17 protein-coding genes, 1 tRNA gene and 1 other RNA gene are annotated in these 16,179 nt (G+C 73.2%); 12 read left to right on the top strand and 7 right to left on the bottom strand.

The window, feature by feature from the left end:
• Positions 1 to 34: 34 nt before the first annotated feature.
• A complete protein-coding gene (aceE, locus tag ACZ1IK_RS03770; RefSeq protein ID WP_063190367.1) occupies positions 35 to 2,785 on the bottom strand; it encodes a pyruvate dehydrogenase (acetyl-transferring), homodimeric type in 2,751 nt (916 codons plus the stop codon).
• A 254-nt stretch (positions 2,786 to 3,039) separates the two neighbouring features.
• Here aceE and ACZ1IK_RS03765 point away from each other — a divergent pair, with 254 nt between their 5' ends.
• The 5 genes from ACZ1IK_RS03765 (at position 3,040) to ACZ1IK_RS03745 (ending at position 5,315) form a co-directional block, all read left to right on the top strand.
• Positions 3,040 to 3,471, top strand: a complete 432-nt coding sequence (locus ACZ1IK_RS03765; RefSeq protein ID WP_036340159.1) for a DUF3052 domain-containing protein — start codon at positions 3,040 to 3,042, stop codon at positions 3,469 to 3,471.
• Entirely contained in the window at positions 3,464 to 3,970 is a 507-nt protein-coding gene (locus ACZ1IK_RS03760) for a redoxin domain-containing protein (protein WP_145950772.1), read from the top strand. The genes ACZ1IK_RS03765 and ACZ1IK_RS03760 overlap by 8 nt, the downstream gene beginning before the upstream one ends.
• A gap of 15 nt (positions 3,971 to 3,985) precedes the next feature.
• Positions 3,986 to 4,059: transfer RNA gene (locus ACZ1IK_RS03755), tRNA-Val, on the top strand.
• A 75-nt stretch (positions 4,060 to 4,134) separates the two neighbouring features.
• Entirely contained in the window at positions 4,135 to 4,974 is an 840-nt protein-coding gene (locus ACZ1IK_RS03750; protein ID WP_225348428.1) for an AzlC family ABC transporter permease, read from the top strand.
• Complete coding sequence (locus tag ACZ1IK_RS03745; RefSeq protein WP_070709804.1) at positions 4,971 to 5,315, top strand: AzlD domain-containing protein; 345 nt, start codon at positions 4,971 to 4,973, stop codon at positions 5,313 to 5,315. Before ACZ1IK_RS03750 ends, ACZ1IK_RS03745 begins: the two co-directional genes overlap by 4 nt.
• On the opposite strand, the gene ACZ1IK_RS03740 is transcribed toward ACZ1IK_RS03745, so the two are convergent.
• Positions 5,302 to 5,886, bottom strand: a complete 585-nt coding sequence (locus tag ACZ1IK_RS03740; RefSeq protein WP_465098339.1) for a hypothetical protein — start codon at positions 5,884 to 5,886, stop codon at positions 5,302 to 5,304. The two genes, ACZ1IK_RS03745 and ACZ1IK_RS03740, sit on opposite strands and share 14 nt — an antisense overlap.
• 137 nt (positions 5,887 to 6,023) lie before the next feature.
• On the opposite strand from ACZ1IK_RS03740, the gene ACZ1IK_RS03735 reads away from it, so the two are divergent.
• The 3 genes from ACZ1IK_RS03735 to gndA all read left to right on the top strand — a co-directional run bounded on the left by ACZ1IK_RS03735 (position 6,024) and on the right by gndA (position 9,287).
• The gene (locus ACZ1IK_RS03735; RefSeq protein ID WP_041103632.1) at positions 6,024 to 6,524 is read left to right on the top strand and encodes a hypothetical protein; all 501 of its coding nucleotides are present in this window, start codon (positions 6,024 to 6,026) and stop codon (positions 6,522 to 6,524) included.
• A 204-nt stretch (positions 6,525 to 6,728) separates the two neighbouring features.
• The gene (ppk2, locus tag ACZ1IK_RS03730; RefSeq protein ID WP_069941184.1) at positions 6,729 to 7,643 is read left to right on the top strand and encodes a polyphosphate kinase 2; all 915 of its coding nucleotides are present in this window, start codon (positions 6,729 to 6,731) and stop codon (positions 7,641 to 7,643) included.
• 81 nt (positions 7,644 to 7,724) lie between these two features.
• Positions 7,725 to 9,287: an NADP-dependent phosphogluconate dehydrogenase gene (gene gndA / locus ACZ1IK_RS03725; protein WP_098093029.1), complete on the top strand. Its 1,563-nt coding sequence runs from the start codon at positions 7,725 to 7,727 to the stop codon at positions 9,285 to 9,287.
• A 19-nt stretch (positions 9,288 to 9,306) separates the two neighbouring features.
• Here gndA and epsC read toward each other — a convergent pair whose 3' ends face one another.
• From epsC to msrA, 3 genes are all read right to left on the bottom strand, one after another.
• Positions 9,307 to 9,894, bottom strand: coding sequence for a serine O-acetyltransferase EpsC (gene epsC / locus ACZ1IK_RS03720; protein ID WP_020624780.1), 588 nt, complete (start codon positions 9,892 to 9,894; stop codon positions 9,307 to 9,309).
• A 43-nt stretch (positions 9,895 to 9,937) separates the two neighbouring features.
• Positions 9,938 to 10,873: a cysteine synthase A gene (gene cysK, locus ACZ1IK_RS03715; RefSeq protein ID WP_134417063.1), complete on the bottom strand. Its 936-nt coding sequence runs from the start codon at positions 10,871 to 10,873 to the stop codon at positions 9,938 to 9,940.
• 85 nt (positions 10,874 to 10,958) lie between these two features.
• Positions 10,959 to 11,540 (bottom strand): peptide-methionine (S)-S-oxide reductase MsrA, encoded by a 582-nt coding sequence (gene msrA / locus ACZ1IK_RS03710; RefSeq protein WP_012750832.1) that lies wholly within the window; start codon positions 11,538 to 11,540, stop codon positions 10,959 to 10,961.
• A gap of 113 nt (positions 11,541 to 11,653) precedes the next feature.
• Between msrA and ACZ1IK_RS03705 the strand changes: the two genes are divergently transcribed.
• The 3 genes from ACZ1IK_RS03705 to ACZ1IK_RS03695 all read left to right on the top strand — a co-directional run bounded on the left by ACZ1IK_RS03705 (position 11,654) and on the right by ACZ1IK_RS03695 (position 14,406).
• Positions 11,654 to 12,583, top strand: a complete 930-nt coding sequence (locus tag ACZ1IK_RS03705; RefSeq protein WP_134417062.1) for a Nif3-like dinuclear metal center hexameric protein — start codon at positions 11,654 to 11,656, stop codon at positions 12,581 to 12,583.
• Positions 12,580 to 13,314, top strand: a complete 735-nt coding sequence (locus tag ACZ1IK_RS03700; RefSeq protein ID WP_134417061.1) for a zinc ribbon domain-containing protein — start codon at positions 12,580 to 12,582, stop codon at positions 13,312 to 13,314. The genes ACZ1IK_RS03705 and ACZ1IK_RS03700 overlap by 4 nt, the downstream gene beginning before the upstream one ends.
• A gap of 81 nt (positions 13,315 to 13,395) precedes the next feature.
• Positions 13,396 to 14,406 (top strand): reverse transcriptase-like protein, encoded by a 1,011-nt coding sequence (locus ACZ1IK_RS03695; RefSeq protein ID WP_134417060.1) that lies wholly within the window; start codon positions 13,396 to 13,398, stop codon positions 14,404 to 14,406.
• A gap of 34 nt (positions 14,407 to 14,440) precedes the next feature.
• On the opposite strand, the gene ACZ1IK_RS03690 is transcribed toward ACZ1IK_RS03695, so the two are convergent.
• Positions 14,441 to 15,238 (bottom strand): YaaA family protein, encoded by a 798-nt coding sequence (locus ACZ1IK_RS03690; RefSeq protein WP_061873166.1) that lies wholly within the window; start codon positions 15,236 to 15,238, stop codon positions 14,441 to 14,443.
• Positions 15,239 to 15,336: 98 nt separating this feature from the next.
• On the opposite strand from ACZ1IK_RS03690, the gene ACZ1IK_RS03685 reads away from it, so the two are divergent.
• Positions 15,337 to 15,651, top strand: coding sequence for a hypothetical protein (locus tag ACZ1IK_RS03685; protein WP_115165075.1), 315 nt, complete (start codon positions 15,337 to 15,339; stop codon positions 15,649 to 15,651).
• Between the two features lie 20 nt (positions 15,652 to 15,671).
• On the opposite strand, the gene rnpB is transcribed toward ACZ1IK_RS03685, so the two are convergent.
• Positions 15,672 to 16,051, bottom strand: an RNA gene (gene rnpB, locus ACZ1IK_RS03680) — RNase P RNA component class A.
• Positions 16,052 to 16,179: the final 128 nt, after the last annotated feature.

The following is a 16,179-nucleotide window of genomic DNA, read 5'->3' as shown; positions in this document are numbered from 1 at the left end:
ACGGGAGGGCGTCGGCCTCCCCGCGGCATGCGGGTCAGGCGTCGCCGCCCGCGATGCCGGTGGTGCCGGCGTTGACGTCGTCCAGGCGGTACTTCTCGTGCGCCTTCGCGGCCGTGCCCCGCTCGACCTCGCCCTCCTCCTCGAGGAGCTGCAGCGCGCGGACCACCATCGAGTGAGTGTCGATGAGGAAGTACCGACGGGCGGCGGCGCGGGTGTCCGCGAAGCCGAACTCGTCGGCGCCGAGCGCCGAGAAGCGGTTCGGCACGAACGGGCGGATCTGGTTCGTCCACGAGGTGGAGTAGTCCGAGGTGGCCACGATCGGGCCCTCGGCCCCCTGCAGCGCCTGCGTCACGTAGGGCACGCGCGGGGTGGCGGACGGGTCCTTCAGGGCGTCCTTCTCCGCCGCGACGGCGTCGCGGTACAGCTCGTTGTAGGAGGTTACCGACCACACGGAGGCGTTCACGCCCCACTCCTCGGAGAGGATCCGCTGGGCGTCGAGCGCCCACGGCACGGAGACGCCGGAGCCCAGGAGCTGGACCTTCGGGCCGTCGCCCTGGCCCTCGGAGAGACGGTAAATGCCCTTGAGCAGGCCCTCCACGTCGAGGCCCTCGGGCTCCTCGATGTGGGTGATCGGCTCGTTGTACACCGTGAGGTAGTAGATGACGTTGCGGACGTCGTCCCCGCGGTCGTGGTCGCCGTACATGTCCTCCAGGCCCTGGCGCACGATGTGGGCGATCTCGTACGAGTACGCCGGGTCGTAGTGCTTCACGGCCGGGTTCGTGGACGCCAGGACGGGGGAGTGACCGTCCATGTGCTGGGTGCCCTCGCCGGCGAGGGTGGTGCGCCCGGCGGTGGCGCCGATCATGAAGCCGCGCGCGAGCTGGTCGCCTGCGGCCCAGATGTTGTCCGCGGTCCGCTGGAAGCCGAACATCGAGTAGAAGATGTACACCGGGATCATCGGCTCGCCGTGCGTGGAGTACGCCGTGCCGATCGCGTTGAACGCCGCGGTGGCGCCGTCCTCGTTGATGCCGACGTGGTAGATCTTCCCCTGCGGGGACTCCTTGTAGGACAGGAACAGGTCCCGGTCCACGGACAGGTAGTTCTGGCCCTTGGGGTTGTAGATCTTCGCGGTCGGGAAGAACGAGTCCATGCCGAAGGTGCGGGCCTCGTCCGGGATGATCGGCACGAAGCGCGGTCCCATGTTCTTGTCCCGCATCAGGTCCTTGAGCAGGCGCACGAACGCCATGGTCGTGGCGGCCTGCTGCTTGCCCGATCCCTTGCGGGCCTGCTTGTACGCGGACTCCGGGGGCAGCGGGATCGCGTGGTAGTCGCTGCGCCGCTCCGGCACGAAGCCGCCCAGCTCCTTGCGCCGCTCCATCATGTACGTGATCTCCGGGGCGTCGGCGCCCGGGTGGTAGTACGGGATGTTGTACGGGTCCTTCTCGATCTGCTCGTCCGAGATCGGGATGCGGTGGCGGTCCCGGAACACCTTGAGGTCGTCCACCGTCAGCTTCTTCATCTGGTGCGTGGCGTTGCGACCCTCGAAGGACTTGCCCAGGCCGTAGCCCTTGATGGTGTGGGCCAGGATCACGGTGGGCTGGCCCTTGTGCTCCATGGCGGCCTTGTAGGCGGCGTACACCTTCTTGTAGTCGTGGCCGCCACGCTTGAGGCCCCAGATCTCGTCGTCGGTCATGTCCGCCACCATCTCCTTGGTGACGGAGGACCGGCCGAAGAAGTGGTCGCGCACGAAGCCGCCGGACTCGGCCTTGTAGGTCTGGTAGTCGCCGTCGAGCGTCTCGTTCATGATGCGCACGAGCTCGCCCTCGTCGTCGGCCTCGAGCAGCGGATCCCACTCGCGGCCCCACAGGACCTTGATGACGTTCCAGCCGGCGCCCCGGAAGTAGGACTCCAGCTCCTGGACGATCTTGCCGTTGCCGCGCACCGGCCCGTCGAGACGCTGCAGGTTGCAGTTGATGACGAAGGTGAGGTTGTCGAGCTTGTCGTTGGCCGCGATGTGCAGCTGGCCGCGCGACTCCGGTTCGTCCATCTCGCCGTCGCCGAGGAAGGCCCACACGTGCTGGTCGGAGGTGTCCTTGATGCCGTTGTTGTGCAGGTACCGGTTGGTCTGCGCCTGGAAGATGGCGTTCATCGGCCCCAGGCCCATGGACACGGTGGGGTACTGCCAGAAGTGCGGCATCATCCGCGGGTGCGGGTAGGAGGGCAGGCCGTGGCCCTGGCGGGACTTCTCCTGGCGGAAGCCGTCGAGGTCCTCCTCGGTCAGGCGGCCCTCGAGGAACGCGCGGGCGTAGTTGCCCGGCGAGGAGTGGCCCTGGAAGAAGATGTGGTCGCCGCCGCCCGGGTGGTCCTGGCCGCGGAAGAAGTGGTTCAGGCCCACCTCGTAGAGGGTCGCCTGGCCTGCGTAGGAGGAGATGTGACCGCCGACGCCGACGCCGTCGCGCTGGGCGCGCTGCACGAGGGCCATGGCGTTCCACCGCAGGTAGTTGCGGTAGCGGCGCTCGAGCTCCTCGTCGCCCGGGTACTCCGGCTCCTGGTCCGCCGGGATCGTGTTCACGTAGTCCGTGGTGGTCACGTAGGGCAGGGCGACGGACTGGGCGCTCGCGCGCTGCATGAGGGAGCGCATGATGTACTGCGCCCGCTCCGTGCCGCGCTCCTCGATGAGTCCGTCGAGGGACTCGATCCACTCCGACGTCTCCTGGGGATCCTTGTCCGGGAGCTGGTCGGTCAGACCGCTGCGGATCTGCGAGCTCTCTTCGGCTGCGCTCACGGTGCCTCCTGGTTCTCGTGCGGAGGGGTGCTCCGCGGTGGGCTGCGGGCAGACGATCCGGTCCGGGCCCGCGACGCCGAGCCGGGCGCGTCGCCCGGAGAGTGCGTCTGTTCCTCCCCAGAGTAGACCGGAGCCGCCGCGTCCGCCCGGCCGGAGGCCCCGGAACGGCGGCGTCCACGGCGTATGGTGGTCATCATCACCCGCTCGACGGCGCGGGCCGCAGTGCCCGCCACCATCAAGGAGGACCGGACACTATGCAGGCTGGGTCGACGCCGACCTCGACGGACAGCGCCCTGCTGGCGGAGCTCGCCCTCTCGAGGGGCGACCTGGTGCAGGAGTGGGGGTACGACGACGACGTCGACGTCACCTTCCGCGACGCGCTCGAGGACGCGCTCGGCGAGGAGCTGCTGACCGAGGACGACCAGGAGCCGGCGGACGCGGTCCTCTTCTGGTGGCGCGCGGACGACGGCGACGTCATGGATCTCGCGGACGCCCTCGTGGACGCCCAGCGCTCCCTCGATGCCGGCCCCGTCTGGATCATGACCCCCCGCAAGGGGCGCCCCGGCCACGTCAGCCCGGCGGACGTCGCCGAGGCCGCCTCCACCGCGGGCCTGCACGCCACCACCGGGGCCGGTGCCTCCGAGGACTGGGCCGCTCAGAAGCTCGTCCAGAAGCGCGGTGGCTGAGCCCCCGTCCGGCGGGACGCGGGGCGCCGACGTCGTCCCCGCGCTGCGCGACGACCACGGCCAGACGTGGCCGTGGCCGCCGACGCGCGGGCCCCAGGACGCCGCCGGGCCGCGGGGCACGTGGCTCGTCTTCCTGCCCGGGGCGTTCACGCCGGTGTGCACGGACGAGCTCGGCTGGATCGGGGCGCTCGCCGAGGACGTGGCGGTCGACGATGTGGCTGTCCGCGTGGTCTCGTGTGATGCCGCCCCCGTGCTGCGCCGCGTCCGCGAGGAGCTGGCACTGCCGGAGCCGCTCACCCTGCTCTCCGATTTCTGGCCCCACGGCGCGGCCTGCCGTGCCCTCGACGTCTTCGACGTGGAGACCGGGCGGCCCCGCCGCGTCTCCGTGCTGCTCGACGCGGACGGGGTCGAGGCCGCGCGCGTGGTCGCCGCCCCGGGACAGGCACGCACCCGGAGCGAGCACGAGGCGGCGACGCGCGACCTGCTCGCTCACCGGTAGCCTGGACGGACACCGGCACCTGTAGCTCAGTCGGTCAGAGCATCTCGTTTACACCGAGAGGGTCGGGGGTTCGAGTCCCTCCGGGTGCACCGATCGCGGGGCCATGACACGGCGTGACGCCGCGGCTCCGTCATGCCGACCGCCCGTCAGGCGCCTATGAGAGCATGCTCACCATCATGGGCTCCTCGTCAGCGTCCTCGCGCGCCTCCGCTCCGCCCTCGCGGTGGGCCGAGGTGCGCTCCGGCGTCGCCGTGACGCTGGGCGCCGGCCTCGGCCTGTTCCCCCTGGGCGTGGCCTTCGGGATGCTCGTGGTCCAGGCCGGGCTGCCCGCGTGGGTCGCACCCCTGTTCTCCGTGGTCGTGTTCGCCGGGTCCGTCGAGCTGCTGCTCGTCCCGCTGGTGGTGGCGGGCACGCCGCTGCTCACGATCGCCGTGACGGTGTTCCTCGTGAACTTCCGCCACGTGTTCTATGCGTTCAGCTTCCCGCTGCGCGTGGTCCGGGGGCGCCTCGCGCGGATCTACTCGATGGGTGCCCTGATCGACGAGGCCTACGCCATCGCCGCCGCCCGGCCCCGCGGCTGGACCGGCCCCCGACTGGTGGCCATGCAGGTCGCTTTGCAGGCGTACTGGGTGCTCGGGGGCCTCGCCGGGGTGGCCGTGGCCTGGCTGCTGCCCGGGCCGGTGGAGGGCCTGGAGTTCGCGCTCGTCGCCCTCTTCATCGTGCTCGCCATGGACGCCGCCCGCACACGCGCCCAGCTGCCCCTCGTGCTGGCGGCCGCGGTCGCCGTCGGGGTGGCCCTGCTGATGGCACCGGCACAGGTGCTCGTCGTCGCCTTCGCCCTCTACGCCGCGGTGCTGATCGCGTTCCACGTGCTCGCCGCGCGCGGGACCGCCCTGCCGCTGCCTGAGCCCGTGCCCGTCACCGGGCCGGTGCCCGTCGTCGCCGCGGCGGGGGAGCGGGCCGTCACGGATGCCGAGCCCGGCGTCGAGGAGGACCCCCGATGACCGGCGCCGCGTACCTGGTGGCCGCGGCCGTCGTCGCGGGCCTCGTGACCTTCTGCCTGCGCGCGTTGCCGTTCGCACTGCTGCAGCCGCTGCGGGAGTCCGTGCTCGCCGCGCGGCTGGCGGTGTGGATGCCCGCCGGCGTGCTGACCATCCTGGCCCTGGTGATGCTGCTCGACGCCGCGGCGCTGGCCCCCGGAGAGCCCGTGGACGGGGCGCGGGTGGCCCACGCGCTCATCGCGGCGGCGGTGACGGTCGTCGTGCATCTGCTGGCCGGGCGGCGGACCCTGGTCTCGATCGCGGCCGGCACGCTGGCCTACGTGCTGTTGGTCAACCTGGCCTGACCGGCGGCGGGGCGGGTTCGCCCAAGCGTTCGGCCCACGCGCGGCTCGCCGCGGCGAGGCGGCGGCCGTAGGCGGTGACGCCGTGGGTGAGCGTCCCGGCGTTGTAGAGCGTCCCCGCCCGGGCGATCCCCTCCGCGGAGAGGTCGCCGCGCAGGTGCCCGCGCAGGATCTCCAAACCGAAGGCCAGGTTGTCCTCCGGCTCCCACAGACGAAACCCGCGCTCGGCTGCCTGCGCGAAGTACGGCGGCCACGTGATCTGCGCGGGCCCCACGCCGTTGGACGTCTCCCCCTGCGCTACCCGGGCCACGAGCTCCTCGTAGCGCTCCCGGGTCACGGAGACGTCCGTCCCGCGCGGGGCGCTGTGCACGCCGCCGGCGTCGTGGCCGAAGACGTTCCGGCCACCGGACTCGAGCTCGGCCAGGGCCGCCGCCACCGGGAGGGGCACGTCCGCCCGGCGTGCGGCGGCCACGATCGCCGCGGCGTTGTCGAGGTGCCGGCCGAGCGTCGCCGTCGGGTCGGACGAGCGGTCGCGGGCGGAGCGGCGGGTGAGGAGGTCGCGGAGCAGGCCCATCGGCCCACCCTCCCGCATCCCGGGTTGAGTTGTCGCGGGTGACGGGCCCGGGCACCCGCGACAACTCAACCCGGGATGCGGGGCAGGGGCCGGGCGGCGGCGCGTCGTCGGCGTCCGGGCGCACTAGGGTGGAGCGCATGTCCGCGACCCCCCTCGGCTTCTGGAAGCTGCCCGCACGTCCCGACGGCGCCGCCCGTCACCTCGCCGTCATCACCGGGGGCGAGGCGCAGCAGACCATGCTCTTCCTCCAGGACGGGCAATGGTCCATCCTCGCCCTCTTCCAGGACGAGCTGGCCGGCAAGGCCGCCGCCCGCACCCTGGACGCGCTCCTGCAGTCCGTCACCTGTCTGCGCATGGGCGGCCGTGACGTCCTCGACGGTGCCGACACCCCGCGGCCCGGTGTCGAGTGGGCCGGCTACGACCGCGAGTTCGAGGAGGCCGACGTGGCCGAGCAGCGCGACGTCGAGCCGCGCGGCCGGATCTGGATCCTCCCGGCCACGGACGGCGCCTCCGTCGGCCTCAAGCTTCCCGGGCACCGCCGGTACGACGACGCCGTCGCCCAGTTCGCCGACGTCGACGCGGCGCGTGCCGCCGTCGCGGCGATCGACGAGCTCCTGGGCGTCGGCCCGCGCGGCTGAGCCGGCCGGTCCTCCCCGGCCCGGGGCCGCGACCGTTCGCCTCCCAGGGTTCACCTGCTGTTCACCCGGCTGCGCCGCCGGGCCCGGCTTCCTCGTCCGCCGCCCGCCCATAATGATGGACAGAGCACAGGCCGCGGCCCGCCGCCGTCGTACCGAGGAGGGGACGGGCGGGCACGGTGACGCACCCAGTGAAGGAGACGGTCCATGGAGCTGCTGCAGCCCGACGCCCCCCGCGAGAACCTCCGCGAGTTCATCGACAAGCTGCGCGACGGCGGCTACACCGTCTCGGACGGTCACACCAACGATCCCGACCTGATCGATCCGCAGGGCCGTGCCGTGGAGACGTGGAAGGAGGACTACCCGTACGAGACGCGCATGACGCGCGAGGAGTACGAGCTGGAGAAGTACCGCCTGCAGATCGAACTGCTCAAGCTGCAGTACTGGGGCGAGGACACCGGCCAGCGCCACATCATCGTCTTCGAGGGCCGCGACGCCGCCGGCAAGGGCGGCACCATCAAGCGCTTCACCGAGCACCTGAACCCCCGCACCGCGCGCGTCGTGGCCCTCAACAAGCCCTCGGACCGTGAGCTCGGCCAGTGGTACTTCCAGCGCTACATCCAGCACTTCCCCACGGCGGGCGAGATCGTGCTGTTCGACCGCTCGTGGTACAACCGCTCCGGCGTCGAGCGGGTGATGGGCTTCTCCACGGACGAGCAGTACCGCCGCTTCATGAACCAGGTGCCGCTGTTCGAGAAGATGCTCGTGGACGACGGCATCCACCTCACCAAGTTCTGGTTCTCCGTCACGCAGACCGAGCAGCGCACGCGCTTCGCGATCCGCCAGATCGACCCGGTCCGCCAGTGGAAGCTCTCGCCCATGGACCTCGAGTCCCTGGACCGCTGGGAGGCCTACACGGAGGCCAAGGAGGCCATGTTCCTCCACACGGACACGGACCACGCCCCGTGGATCTCCATCCGCTCCAACGACAAGAAGCGGGCCCGCCTCAACGCGATGCGCTACTTCCTGTCCCAGTTCGAGTACGAGGGCAAGGACCACGAGGTCGTCGGCACCCCGGACCCGCTGATCGTGCGCCGCGGCCGCGACGCCGTGGGGGACTGACCGCGGTCGACGTAGGCTGGGGGGCGGGTCCGTGTCCGGCACGGCCCGTCCCACCGTCCGAGCCACAGGAGGCCACCCGCGATGACCGAGCAGACCACCACCGTCCCCGTCGGCGCCGCCGACATCGGCGTCACGGGCCTGGCGGTGATGGGCGCGAACCTCGCCCGCAACTTCGCCCGCCACGGCTACACGGTGGCCCTGCACAACCGCAGCCGGGCCCGCACGGACCAGCTCGTGGCCGAGCACGGTGACGAGGGTGCGTTCGTGGCGACGGAGACGCTCGCCGAGCTCGTGCAGTCCCTCGCCGTGCCGCGCCGGGTGCTCATCATGGTCAAGGCGGGCGCCCCCGTGGACGCCGTCATCGACCAGCTCGTTCCCCTGCTGGACGAGGGCGACATCGTCATCGACGCCGGCAACTCCCATTACGAGGACACCCGCCGCCGCGAGGCGGCCCTCGCCGAGAAGGGCCTGCACTTCGTGGGCGTCGGTGTCTCCGGCGGCGAGGAGGGTGCCCTGCACGGTCCGGCGATCATGCCCGGCGGTCCGGAGAAGTCCTACGAGGCCCTCGGTCCGATGCTCGAGAAGATCTCCGCGCAGTTCGAGGGGGAGCCGTGCTGCGCCTGGGTCGGCACGGACGGCGCCGGCCACTACGTGAAGATGGTCCACAACGGCATCGAGTACGCGGACATGCAGGTCATCGGCGAGGCCTACGACCTGCTGCGCCGCGTGGGCGGCCTCGAGCCCGCCGAGCAGGCCGAGGTGTTCACGGCGTGGAACCAGACCGACCTGGCCTCCTACCTCATCGAGATCACGGCCGAGGTGCTCGCCCAGGTGGACGCGGCCACGGGCCGCCCGCTCGTGGACGTGATCGTGGACGAGGCCGGCCAGAAGGGCACCGGCCGCTGGACCGCGATCTCGGGTCTCGACGTCGGCTCCCCGGTGGCCGCGATCGCCGAGTCCGTCTTCGCCCGCTCGCTGTCCTCCCAGCGCGCGGTGCGCGAGGCCGCCCGTGAGACCCTCGCGGCCGGCGTCGACGAGGATGCGCAGCGCGTCCCGCAGGACACGGACGCGTTCGTGGAGGACGTGCGCCAGGCGCTGTTCGCCTCCAAGCTCGTGGCCTACGCGCAGGGCATGGACATGCTCGCCGCCGCCGCCGAGGAGTACGGCTGGTCGCTGGACCTGGGGACCATCGCCTCGCTGTGGCGGGACGGCTGCATCATCCGCGCCGACCTGCTCGACGTGATCATGCAGGCCTTCGGCGGCCGCGACACCTCCCGCCACCCGGCGCCGGGCACGCGTGCCCCCGGGCAGCCGCTCAACCTGCTCTTCGCTCCCGAGTTCGCCCAGGCGATCGCCGAGGCCCTGCCGGCCTGGCGCCGCGTGGTGGGCACCGCCGTCGCCGCGGGCGTGCCGGTCCCGGTGTTCTCCTCGGCCCTGGCGTACTACGACGGCCTGCGGGCCGACCGCCTGCCGGCCGCCCTCGTGCAGGGCCAGCGCGACTACTTCGGCGCCCACACCTACCTGCGCGTCGACCGCGAGGGCTCGTTCCACACGCTGTGGTCCGGCGACCGCACCGAGGTCGACGGCGAGGGCGTGCCCGTGGTCATGCCGCAGCCGACCGAGGGCGACCCCACGCAGGACTGACCCGGCGAGGGCCCGGCCCTCAGATCCAGAGGGCCGGATCCACGTACTCCGCGGGGTCCACGAGCGGCTTGCCCTCGGCCGGGCCCTTGCGCGGGCGGACGGTGGCCGGCACGCCGGTGGCGATCGCGTCGGCGGGGGTGTCCTTCACGACGACCGCGTTGGCGCCCACCGCCGTCCCCTCCCCGATCTCGACGGGTCCGAGGATCTTGGCGCCGGCCCCCACCACGACGCCGTCGCGCAGCGTGGGGTGCCGCTTCACCTTGGCCAGGGAGCGGCCGCCGAGGGTGACCCCGTGGTACAGCATCACGTCGTCACCGATCTCCGCGGTCTCGCCGATCACGACGCCCATGCCGTGGTCGATGAAGAACCGACGGCCGATCGACGCGCCGGGGTGGATCTCGATCCCCGTGGCCGCGCGCGTGACCTGCGAGAGCACGCGCGCGGGCATCTTCAACCGGTCATGTCGCCACATCCGGTGCGCGACGCGGTGCGCCCACACGGCGTGCAGACCCGAGTAGACGAGGGCCACCTCGAGGTCACCGCGCGCCGCCGGGTCATGGCTGCGGACGGTCGCGATGTCTTCCTTGATGCGGGAGAACAGTCCCACGGGCGGCCCCTTCGGGTCGGTGCGGTCGGTGAGCGGGCGGCGGTCAGCCGCGGATGTCCTCGAAGAGGGCGGTGGAGATGTAGCGCTCGCCGAAGTCACACACGATGGCGACGATCAGCTTGCCTTCGGACTCGGGCTTGGCGGCCTCCTTGAGGGCGGCCGAGATGATCGCGCCGGTGGAGATGCCGCCGAGGATGCCCTCCTCGGTCCCGAGCCGGCGGGCGGTCTCGATGGACTCCTCGAAGGTGGCCGGGTAGACCTCGTCGTAGAGGTCGGTGTCGAGGATCTCCGGCACGAAGTTCGCGCCGATGCCCTGGATCTTGTGGGGGCCGGCCTGGCCGCCGGAGAGGATGGGGGAGTCGGCCGGCTCGACGGCGATGAGCTTCACGTCCGGCTTCTGCTCGCGCAGGTACCGGCCCGCGCCCGTGATGGTGCCGCCGGTGCCGACGCCGGCGATGAACACGTCCACGGCGCCCTCGGACGCGTCCCAGATCTCCGGGCCGGTGCCCGTGTAGTGGGCCTGGACGTTGGCCTGGTTCGCGAACTGCTGGGCCCAGATGGAGTTCGGGGTGCTGCGGACGATCTCCTGGGCGCGCTCGAGGGCGCCGCGCATGCCGTCTGCCCCGGGGGTCAGCACGATCTCGGCGCCGAACGCCTTGAGCATCACGCGGCGCTCGGTGGACATGGTCTCGGGCATGGTCAGGATCACGCGGTAGCCGCGTGCCGCGCCGACCATGGCCAGGGCGATGCCGGTGTTGCCGGAGGTGCCCTCCACGATGGTGCCGCCGGGGGTCAGCTCGCCGTTCGCCTCCGCGGCGTCGACGATGGCGGTGCCGATGCGGTCCTTCACCGAGTTGGCCGGGTTGTAGAACTCGACCTTCACGGCGACGTCGCCGGGCAGGTCCTTCGCGAGGCGGTTCAGCCGGACCAGGGGCGTGCCGCCGACCGCCTGGGTGATGTCGTCAAGGATGCGGGCCATGGTGGTACCTCCGGTGGTGGTGCGCCTCGGGGCGCGGGCGATCTAGTGGGTGTTCCTGCGTCAGGCTATCGAGCCGCGGCGCCGCTCAGGCGTCCACGAGCCACGCGGAGTAGTTCCGGCGCACCTTCGCGAGCTTCGGATCGATGACCACACGGCAGTATCCATTGGAACGGCGCCGCGCATAGAAGTCCTGGTGAATGTCCTCGGCCGGGTGCCACGCGGACGCCGGCTCGACGCGTGTGACGATGGGGCTGTCATAGTTCGCCTGCGCCCGGGCGATCTCGTCCGCGAAGAACCGGGCCTCGGCCTCGTCGTGGGCGAAGACGGCCGAGCGGTACTGGGTGCCGACGTCGGCCCCCTGGCGGTTCAAGGATGTGGGGTCGTGGCCGGTGAAGAACAGGTCCATGATCACCTCGGGCGGCACGACGGCGGCGTCGAAGCGCACACGGACCGCTTCGGCATGGCCGGTGGTCCCGGTGCACACGGACTCGTAGCTCGGGGCGGGGTCGTCGCCTCCGGTGTAGCCGGACTCGACGGCGAGCACGCCCCGCACGCGACGGTAGACGGCGTCGAGGCACCAGAAGCAGCCGCCGGCGAGCGTCAGCTCGCGGACGTCGGCGGGCGCGCCGGAGGCGCCGAGGGGCTCGGTACGGGGGGAGTCGGTCATGGCAGGCACAGCAACGCGGGCCGCGCTTTTCATTCCCGACGACGCCGCCCCGTGCCGTCACCCAGGGCCGTCGGGTCGTGCGTGCCCGGGCCGGGTGGGCCATCATGGCCGGTATGACCGTGTCCCGTCCCGCCGTCCCCGCCTCGCCGGTGCATGCCCTGGCCCCGCCGACGCTCGGGCAGGTCCTCGAGGTCGTCCAGGGGCTGTGGCCGCGGGAGCTGGCGGAGCCGTGGGACGCCGTCGGGCCGGTGGCCGGGCGCCCGGAGTCGCCGGTGCGGACCGTCCTGTGGGCGCTGGATCCCGTGCAGGCCGTGGCCGACGAGGCCGTCGCCCGCGGGGCCGACCTCGTGGTCACCCACCACCCGCTCCTGCTGCGCGGGACCTCGTCCGTCGCCGCCGTCGGACACGCCGCCGCCGCGAAGGGCCGCCTGCTGCACACCCTGATCGAGCACCGCATCGCCCTGCTCGCCGCGCACACCAACGCCGACGCCGTCGTGGACGGCGTCTCGGACGTGCTGGCCCGTGCCGTCGGCGTCACCGGGGCGCTCTCGCCCCTGACGACCTCTGCCGCCGGCACCGGGGCCGAAGGCATCGGCCGGGTGGGCGACCTGCCCGAGGAGACCGACCTGGCCGCCTTCGCCCGGGCCGTGCACGCGGCGTTGCCCGCCACGGCCGGCGGCGTGCGCGTGGCGGGCGATCCCGCCCAGCGCATCCGCCGCGTCGCCGTGTGCGGCGGTGCCGGAGACAGCCTCTTCGACGCGGTCCGCGCGTCCGGCGCGGACGTCTACGTGACCGCCGATCTGCGCCACCACCCGGCCTCGGAGGCCCGGGAGACGGCGGTGTCGGGGGATGGACGTCCCGCGCTCGTGGACGTCTCGCACTGGGCGAGCGAGTCCCTATGGCTCGAGCACGGCGCCCGCGCCCTGGAGGCCGCCCTGGCGGAGCGGGGACTGGGCGTCACCACCCTGTTCTCAGATCACCGCAGCGACCCCTGGGACTTCCTGGTCGGGGGAGAGCGGGCCGACGAGGGGAGTCACGCATGAGTGAGGTCACCGCACCGCCGGCCGTCCAGGCCCGGCTGCTGGAGCTGCAGGAGCTCGACACGGCCCTGGACCAGGCCCGCGCCGCCGTCCGTCGGCTCAAGGCGGACCCGGAGCACGCCCGGCTGCGCGCCCGCGCGCTGGAACTCGAGGAGGCGTTGCCCGGCCTCGAGGATGCCGCCCGCACCGCCGACCGGGCGGGAGCCGAGGCCACCGAGAAGGCCGCCGCCACCCGCGCCCGTCGGGACCGGACCCGGGAGCGGCTCGAAGCGGGCCAGGGCGGGTCCAAGGAGCTGCAGGCCATGCAGCACGAGGACGACACGCTCACCGCACTGCTCGATGACCACGAGGCCGCGGCGCTCGAGGCCATGGAGGCCGCCGACGCCGCCAAGTCCCGGCTCGCGAAGGGCCACGCCGCTCTGGAGCAGGCACGGGCCGAGGTCGAGGCCCGCGCGGCGGAGGTGCGCCGCGAGGGGCAGGCCGTGACCCAGCGTGGCCGGGACCTCATCCAGCGCCGGGCGGCGTTGGCCGCGGAGTTCCCCGCGTCGTTGCTGGCCCTGTACGAGCAGGCGCGGGAGCGCAACGGCGGCATCGGCGCGGCCCGGCTCGTCGGGAACCGGTCCGCGGCCGCGGGCACGGAGCTGTCGCCCGCGGAGGTCGCGCGCATCCGGGCCCTCCCGCCGGCCGCCGTCGCCCGCTGCCCCGAGTCCGGCGCCATCCTCATCCGGGACTGACCCCGGGCCCCGCCCCCGGCGCGATCAGTAGAGTGGGGGGCCGCGTCGGACGGCGCGACCACGGACACGAGGAGGCGCACGGTGAGCGGACGAGTCCTGCAGGTGGAGGCCGACGGCGGGTCGCGGGGCAACCCCGGCGTCGCCGGCTATGGTGCCCTGGTGCGCGACCCGGCCACGGGCGAGATCCTCCGGACCGACGCCGCCCCGCTGGGGAAGGCGTCGAACAACGTGGCCGAGTACTCCGGGCTCGTGGCCGGGCTGCGGATGGCCCGGGACCTCGACCCCGAGGCGCGGGTGCACGTGCTGATGGACTCCAAGCTCGTGGTGGAGCAGATGTCCGGGCGGTGGAAGATCAAGCACGAGGACATGCGGCGCCTCGCGGCCGAGGCCCGGTCCGTGCTGCCCCCCGAGCGCGTCACCTACGAATGGATCCCGCGCAACCGGAACAAGGACGCCGACCGCCTCTCCAACGAGGCCATGGACGCCGGCGCGCGGGGCGGCCAATGGGACGCGGGCGCGTCCGAGGTGCCGGTCGCGGCCCCCGCGGCCGCGGGGTCGACCGCCGCGGAGGCGTCCACGACCTCCGCGTCGGCGGTGGCCGGGTCCGGCCTCGAGGCCGACGCGGACGTCCGGGCCGTGGAGGCGGACGGGCCCGACGCCGTCGCTTCGCCGGAGGATGCGACCCCGGCGCCCGCGCCCACGGGCCGGCTGCACCACGTGGAGATCTGGGTCGCGGATCTGGCGGCGGCCGAGGCGAGCCTCGGCTGGCTGTTCGGCGAGCTCGGCTACGTGCCCGGCGAGGGGTGGGCCGAGGGCCGGACGTACCAGGGGGCGGGGGAGTACCTCGTGCTCGAGGCCGGGCCCGACGTCGCCGCGGGCGCCCACGAGCGCACCCGCCCGGGACTGAACCACCTGGCCTTCCGGGCCGGATCACGCTCCCGCGTGGACGAGCTCACCGCCGCCGCGCGCGGCCGGGGGTTCCGCCTGCTCTTCGAGGACCGCCACCCGCACGCCGGGGGAGCGGACCACTACGCCGCCTACCTCGAGACCGCGGACGGCTTCGAGGTGGAGCTGGTGGCCGTCGAGGACTGAGGCCGCGTCCGGGCGGACCGCGCCTCGTCCGGGATCATCCCTCGGGCAGGATCACCCGCAGCGCGCCGGGCTTGCCGCCGGACGGCCGGGCCAGCTCGACCTCCCAGCCGGGGCCGTCCCCGGCCCGCGCGACCACGTCCGCCACGCGGTCCAGCGTCGAGGTCTCCCGCGCCCCCGCCTCCAGGAGCGCGCGGGCCACGAGGCCGCGGGTGTGCTTGGCGAAGTGCGAGACGACGGTCCGCTCGCCGTCGCGCAGCTGGAACACGTCGACCGCGAGGGTCCGCTCCGCCGGTGCCCGCCACTGGGCCGCGTAGCCTCCGGAGCGGCAGTCGACGACGGGCCCGCCGTCCCGTGCGGCGAGCGCGTCGAGGGCGGGGGTCAGGACGGGGCGCCAGTGCGCGGCCAGCCCGGGCAGCCCGGGCAGCTTCGCGCTGACGGGCAGCCGGAAGGCGGGGATCCGGTCCGCCAGCGCGGTGGCGCCGAACAGCGCGGAGAAGACCAGCACGGACAAGCGGGCGCGGCGCTTCGCCGCCGCCGACAGCGAGGCGTGGTCGAGCGCGTCGAAGAGCACGCCCGTGAACACCCGGTGACCGGGCGCGGCGGGGGCGACGGCCAGGCGCGTGTTCGCCTCGACCTCGCCGGCGAGCGACGCTCCGACGCCGAGGGTCGTCAGGGCATCCGGGGCGGCCGAGACCGCGGCGAGCCGCGTGAGCAGGTCCGCGCGGGCGCCCGTCACCGCGGCGTCGTCGGCCAGGGCGAGGGAGTCGAGGTCGAGCGGGGCCCCGGAGCGGGGTGCGGTCTTGCCCTCGGAGGGCGGCAGCAGGATCAGCACCGGGCCAGCCTAGCCAGGCGCCCCGGACCGACGTCGTCGTCCGGACCTGGCACAGTGGTGGGGTCCGCACAGCCGCCCCGCATCCCAGGAGTCGCCCGATGACCGCCATGAACGTGTTCGGCGTGGTGTACCCGTTCGTCCTGCTCGTGATCGCGGCCGCCGTGTGGCTCGGGATCCGCTCCAGCGGGCGGGAGCGCACGCACGCCTCCGCTCTGGAGCAGCGCCTGCGTGAGCGCACCTTCACGGGGCAGGACCGCGTGACGCTCGAATGGCCGCGGGACCGGCGACGCCCGAGCCTGGCGAAGGTCGTCTCGATCGGCGAGTCGTACGGGTACCTCCTGCTGGACAAGCGGGAGCGCGAGCACGTGGTGGAGCTCGAGTTCGAGCGGATCCTCGACGACGAGGGGTTCTGACCCCAGCCGGGGCCGTGAGGCGGGACGGACCGGCTGTAAGCCGGGTTCTGTGCCTCGCGCGCGTTGCCCCGCGCGAGGTGACGGCCATCCATCTGGGCCCGCCATCGCTGACGGGCTCGAGCGGCCAACCCGGACGCTGGGGCGAGCAGCCCTCGTGACGCGTCCTGTTCGGCCTTGCACCGGATGGGGTTTACCGAGCCGGCCCCGTCACCGAGGCCGCTGGTGGTCTCTTACACCACCCTTTCACCCTTACCGCCGCGCACACGGCGCGGAGGCGGTCTTCTCTCTGTGGCACTGGCCCGCGGGTCTCCCCGGGTGGATGTTGTCCACCATCCAGCTCTGCGGTGCCCGGACTTTCCTCGCACCCCCCGCAGGGGCACGCGGCCGTCCGCCGATCCGTCCCGGCCGATCAGTCTACGCCCCGCCGAGGCCGCGGGGGCGCTCCGGACGTGTCCTCACTTAGAATGGCGGAGTCCGCCGACAACGAGGTCGGGGGATGGGGCCTGCCCAGGACGGCCCCGCCAGGTT

It is taken from the genome of Micrococcus sp. CS26 (assembly GCF_055522295.1).
This window is presented reverse-complemented; position numbering and strand designations above follow the sequence as displayed.

What these genes read in the sequence shown, in the direction of transcription:
- ACZ1IK_RS03765 (WP_036340159.1), top strand. Translation starts at nt 3,040, where the DNA reads ATGCAGGCTGGGTCGACGCCGACCTCGACGGACAGCGCCCTGCTGGCG.
- ACZ1IK_RS03750 (WP_225348428.1), top strand. Translation starts at nt 4,135, where the DNA reads ATGCTCACCATCATGGGCTCCTCGTCAGCGTCCTCGCGCGCCTCCGCT.
- ACZ1IK_RS03745 (WP_070709804.1), top strand. Translation starts at nt 4,971, where the DNA reads ATGACCGGCGCCGCGTACCTGGTGGCCGCGGCCGTCGTCGCGGGCCTC.
- ACZ1IK_RS03740 (WP_465098339.1), bottom strand. Translation starts at nt 5,886, where the DNA reads ATGGGCCTGCTCCGCGACCTCCTCACCCGCCGCTCCGCCCGCGACCGC.
- ACZ1IK_RS03735 (WP_041103632.1), top strand. Translation starts at nt 6,024, where the DNA reads ATGTCCGCGACCCCCCTCGGCTTCTGGAAGCTGCCCGCACGTCCCGAC.
- ppk2 (WP_069941184.1), top strand. Translation starts at nt 6,729, where the DNA reads ATGGAGCTGCTGCAGCCCGACGCCCCCCGCGAGAACCTCCGCGAGTTC.
- gndA (WP_098093029.1), top strand. Translation starts at nt 7,725, where the DNA reads ATGACCGAGCAGACCACCACCGTCCCCGTCGGCGCCGCCGACATCGGC.
- cysK (WP_134417063.1), bottom strand. Translation starts at nt 10,873, where the DNA reads ATGGCCCGCATCCTTGACGACATCACCCAGGCGGTCGGCGGCACGCCC.
- msrA (WP_012750832.1), bottom strand. Translation starts at nt 11,540, where the DNA reads ATGACCGACTCCCCCCGTACCGAGCCCCTCGGCGCCTCCGGCGCGCCC.
- ACZ1IK_RS03705 (WP_134417062.1), top strand. Translation starts at nt 11,654, where the DNA reads ATGACCGTGTCCCGTCCCGCCGTCCCCGCCTCGCCGGTGCATGCCCTG.
- ACZ1IK_RS03700 (WP_134417061.1), top strand. Translation starts at nt 12,580, where the DNA reads ATGAGTGAGGTCACCGCACCGCCGGCCGTCCAGGCCCGGCTGCTGGAG.
- ACZ1IK_RS03685 (WP_115165075.1), top strand. Translation starts at nt 15,337, where the DNA reads ATGACCGCCATGAACGTGTTCGGCGTGGTGTACCCGTTCGTCCTGCTC.